The 4,481-nt window shown below is 72.0% G+C and carries 5 protein-coding genes; 1 reads left to right on the forward strand and 4 read right to left on the reverse strand.

Annotation, left to right across the window (positions count from 1 at the left end; genetic code table 11):
• Window positions 1-164: 164 nt before the first annotated feature.
• The 3 genes from AAHM41_RS39145 to AAHM41_RS39155 all read right to left on the reverse strand — a co-directional run bounded on the left by AAHM41_RS39145 (window position 165) and on the right by AAHM41_RS39155 (window position 1,955).
• A complete protein-coding gene (locus tag AAHM41_RS39145) occupies window positions 165-887 on the reverse strand; it encodes a DUF1868 domain-containing protein (protein ID WP_342242051.1) in 723 nt (240 codons plus the stop codon).
• Between the two features lie 64 nt (window positions 888-951).
• A complete protein-coding gene (locus AAHM41_RS39150) occupies window positions 952-1,416 on the reverse strand; it encodes a GNAT family N-acetyltransferase (protein WP_342242052.1) in 465 nt (154 codons plus the stop codon).
• On the reverse strand, window positions 1,413-1,955 hold the full coding sequence (locus AAHM41_RS39155) for a histidine phosphatase family protein (protein ID WP_342242053.1): 543 nt from the start codon (window positions 1,953-1,955) through the stop codon (window positions 1,413-1,415). The genes AAHM41_RS39150 and AAHM41_RS39155 overlap by 4 nt, the downstream gene beginning before the upstream one ends.
• A gap of 148 nt (window positions 1,956-2,103) precedes the next feature.
• Between AAHM41_RS39155 and AAHM41_RS39160 the strand changes: the two genes are divergently transcribed.
• Window positions 2,104-3,480, forward strand: a complete 1,377-nt coding sequence (locus AAHM41_RS39160) for an MFS transporter (protein WP_342242054.1) — start codon at window positions 2,104-2,106, stop codon at window positions 3,478-3,480.
• Here the strand turns inward: AAHM41_RS39160 and AAHM41_RS39165 are convergent.
• Window positions 3,477-4,331, reverse strand: a complete 855-nt coding sequence (locus AAHM41_RS39165; RefSeq protein WP_342242055.1) for a sulfite oxidase heme-binding subunit YedZ — start codon at window positions 4,329-4,331, stop codon at window positions 3,477-3,479. The genes AAHM41_RS39160 and AAHM41_RS39165 overlap by 4 nt on opposite strands.
• Window positions 4,332-4,481 lie beyond the last annotated feature (150 nt).

Genomic DNA, 4,481 nt, shown 5'->3' on the forward strand with positions numbered 1-4,481 from the left:
CCCCCCCCCCCCCCCGCCCTTTGGGCGCCGGGGGGCCCGCGCGGCGGGCCCCCCCCGGGGCTCCCGCCCCCGCGCCCTCACCCCCCCGCCCGGCGCCCATGGCGGGGGGGGGCCGCCGTCCGGACTGGCCCGCCATCCTCCGGGATGGCGGGTCCTTTCCTGTCTCAGCCCTGGAACCACAGCACCGGCAGGAAGCGGTGCAGGGTCTCGAACACGCAGAATTCCGGCGGGCCGAGATGCAGCACCGGATGGGCCTGGATGAAGGCCTCGCCGAGGCGCTGATGCGCCACCAGATGCTGTTCCGCCTCGGCCGGACTCAGCCATTCCAGCAGATAGCTCAGCGTGATGTGGAAGCGGTAGGCGTCGTGGTTCGGCTTGCGCAGGCCCAGGATCAGGGCGAAGGCCTCGCGCAGGCCGCGGATCTGGCGGGCCGTGTCCTCGTCCGCCGGCTCCAGCCCCACCACCGTGCCGCCGGTGCCCATCGGCACCAGCCCGGCCGGCCGCATGGCGAAGCGCTGCGGCACGGACAGGCTGCGCAGCCGGTCGATGAAGCGGCGGGTGATGTCCTCCAGCGGCGCATCGGGCGCGACGCCTTGCGGCCAGCGATCGGGCGTGCGCTCGGCGTCGGTCACGCCCTCGAAGACGGTCATGTGGTAGCTCGAGGCCGGCAGGAAGGCGAAGCGCCCGCCCCAGGGCAGGTCGCGCAGCCGCTGCGCCAGCTCGACCAAGGCCGGCAGCTCCGGCGCCGTCGCCGGGATGTGGCAGATGACGGTGTTGCCGCGGAAGGGCAGGGGCGACCCGTCGCGCGCGAATTTGAAGCCCAGCGTCGGGTTCGGCGCGCCCTCCGCAGGCGCTGTCAGGCGTGATGCCAGATCGGTCCGGTCCAAGTCTCTCTCCGTCGGTGATGCCTGGCGGACGTAGCAGCCGGATGGCGACAGGATGATGACGGCCTCACCCGGCCGGCAGCGTCTTCTCCATGAACACGCTCAGCGGGTCGGGGCCATAGGCGCCGAAGGGGCCGGTCTCGCGATAGCCGAAGCGGCGGTAGAGGCCAAGCGCCTCGACCGACTTCACCCCGGTCTCCAGCCGCAGCAGCCGGATGCCGGCGCCGGCTGCGTCCGCCTCGAGCGCCTGCAGCAGGGCCCGGCCGATGCCCAGGCCGCGGGCCTCGGCGGCGACGAAGATCCGCTTCAGCTCGGCCGTGCCCTCGCTGTCGGACGCATAGCCGCCGCAGCCGACCGCGCGACCATCCTGCCGGGCGACCAGGAAGCGCACCTGCTGGGCCAGCAGCGCGGCGACACTCAGCCCATGCCGGCTCTCCGCCGGGTAGAGGCCAGCCGAGCGGCGGTCGGCCTGTTCCAGCAACACATGCACCTCGGCCTGGTCCGGCGTCTCCGGGGCGATGGTCAGGGTCATTCGTCATCCTTCCAGCAGCGCCGGACCATGCCGGCAGGGTCGATGTGGAACACATCCGGGTTGCTCAGCGCCGCCCAGGCGGCGAAGCCGTCGCGGTTGTCGAAACTGTGCAGCAGCAGGGCCAGCAGGTTGCCGTGGCTGACGACCGCCACCGGCCCCTCGGTGCCGGCCGCGGCATAGGCCAGCGCCGCGAGGCCGCGCCGGGTCGCCACGGCTCCGGATTCGCCGCCCGGCCAGGCCAGGGCCGGGTCGGCGAAGGACCGGCGCAGCCGCTCCCGCCAGTCCTCGGCCGGCTCCGTCGCCAGCACCCGCTCCGCCAGCCGGTCGTCGATCCGGACCGTCAGCCCCAGCCACTCGGCCAGCGGGGCGGCGCTGTCCCGCGCCCGCAGGAACGGGCTGGAGACGATGCGTGCGATCGGCAGGTCCGACAGCCGGTCGCGCAGCCGGAGCGCCTGGTCGCGGCCCTCCACGGTAAGCGGTGCCTCCGGCTCCTGGCCGGCCGCCCGGCAGTGCCGGATCAGATAGAGCTCTGCTGCCACGATCATCTCTCCCGCTGTGCCCGTCCAGTCTAGCCCGCCGCCGGATTGACCGGCTCGCGGGACAGCGATGCGCCGAAGGCGGCCTCGGGCCCGGGCGACTCGTGCTAGGGAACAGAAACCGAACGCTTCCCGCCGCCCAGGCGCGCCCATGCCCTTCGATGCCTGTCCCGACCGCGTCGCCCCCGCGCGGCGCGCCGCCCGACTCGCCGCGCTCAGCCTCGGCGTTGTGGTGGTCCAGATCGACGTTACCGTCGTCAATGTCGCGCTCGACCAGATCCAGGAGCTGATGCAGGGCGGCGTCGCCGGGCTGCAATGGGTGGTGAACGGCTACACCCTGGCCTTCGCCAGCCTGCTCTTGACCGGCGGCGCGTTGGGCGACCGGTTCGGCGCCCGGCGCCTGTATCTGGCCGGCTTCGCCCTGTTCACTTTGGCCTCGCTGGCCTGCGGCCTGGCGCCGACCGGCACAGTGCTGATCGCCGCCCGCGTGGCCCAGGGCCTGGGCGGGGCGCTGCTGATGCCCTGTTCCCTGGCCCTGGTCGCCCATGCCTATCACGATCCGGGCGAACGGATGCGGGCGATCGGCATCTGGGCCGGGGCCGGCGGCATGGCGATGGTGGCCGGGCCGGTGGTCGGCGGCGTGCTGGTCGCGCTGTTCGGCTGGCGCAGCATCTTCCTGATCAACCTGCCGATCGGCGCGATCGGCCTGTGGCTGACGCTGCGCTTCGTCACCGAGACCGAGGGCCGGCACAACCGCGCGCTCGACCTGCCGGGGCAGGTCCTGGCGATCGTCGCGCTGGTGGCGCTGACCGGCTCGATCATCGAGGGCGAACCGCTGGGCTGGGCCCATCCGCTGGTGCTGGGCGGGGCGGCGCTGTTCCTGATGGCCGGCATCGGCTTCCTGCTGGTCGAATCGCACAGCCGGGCGCCGATGATGCCGCTCGGCCTGTTCCGCCACCCGGTGTTCTCGGCCGTCTCGCTGATCGGTTTCCTGCTCAACGCCGGCTATTACGGCTCGACCTTCCTGCTCAGCCTCTATTTTCAGGGGCCGCTCGGCCTGTCGCCGCTGCTCACCGGTCTCGCCTTCGTGCCGATGACCGGGCTGATCGCCTTCATCAACGTTTTCGCCGGCCGGATCGCAGCGCGCTACGGGGCGCGGCTGCCGATGGTGGCGGGGCTGTGCGTCGCCGTGGCCGGCTTCGCCGCCCTGGCGCTGGTGCTGACCCCGGCGACCGACTACGGCGGCCTCTGGTGGACGCTGCTGCTGATCGGCTGCGGCACGGCGCTGACCGTGCCGCCGATGACCGCGGCACTGCTGGCGACGGTCGATCGCGCCCGCTCCGGCATCGCCTCGGGCGTGCTCAACTCGCTGCGCCAGACCGGCGGCGCCCTCGGCGTCGCCGTGCTCGGCGCGATCGGCGGCGGCGGCATGTCGGTCGAGGGCATGCGCCTGGCGATGGCGCTCAGCGGCGGCGTGCTGATCCTGGCCCTGATGGCCGCGGTGGTCTTGGTCCGGAAGCCGGATTAAGCCAAAGCAGGCCGGCGGGCTCTGCTCTTCTGCAGCCGGCGCAGCGCCGCCAGCACGGTGACGACCAGGCCGGCGCCCAGTACGATCCAGGCCGGGCGCGGGCCGAAGGCGAAGATCAGGTTGGCGCGCAGCACCCGCATCGGGTCGACGCCCGTGAACAGCCCGTACATCGCCGCCTCGCCCCCGGCGGTGACCAAGGCGGTGACCACCGACAGCAGCGCCAGCGACCACAGCGGCAGCCCGTCGCCGAGGCCGAAGCGGTTGTCCAGCACCCGCCAGGCCAGCAGCCAGATGGTGAAGCCGGCCAGCATGGTCGGGATGGCGACGTCGACCTTGGACTGCATCACCCCATGCACCAGCCCCAGCACCACGATCGGATAGATCAGCTGGTGCAGCCGCTGCCACCGCTTGCCGCCCAGGCGCTTGACCATGGCGTCGGTCGAGGTCGCCAGCAGCGGCATCAGCCCCAGCAGCGCCAGGAACCCGATGGTGAGGTACAGGCGCTTGACGATCTCCGACGCCACGAAGCCCAGGTCGAAATGCTGGGTGGCGGTGTAGCCGGTGAGGTGGATCAGGACATAGGTGGCGGCGGCGACGCCGATCATTCGCCGCACCTGGATCAACTGCGGCCAGCGCAGCGCCCGCTTCAGCGGCGTGATGGCCAGGCCGATGACCAGCAGGTACAGCACCCACAGCCCGATGTTGCGCTGGAAGGTCTGCACCGGGTCGGCACCCAGGTCGCCGGCCAGCAGCCGCCCGCCATACCACAGCCCGGGCAGCAGCAGCAGCACGAAGACCACGGATTTCAGCCAGGAGAAGCGGCCGGCACGGTCGGTGAAAGGCGAACGCATCAGATCCTCGGTGGACGCGGTCGGGGTCGCGGCCACGGGGATAGAATAGCGCGGCCATCCCTCTATACGGAGGGGAAGGCTGCGACGTTTCATGACATCGGGTTTATGTGGGCTGCTTGAAGATGAGAAACACGTTGCCTCTCCCGTTTA

It is taken from the genome of Inquilinus sp. OTU3971 (assembly GCF_038440215.1).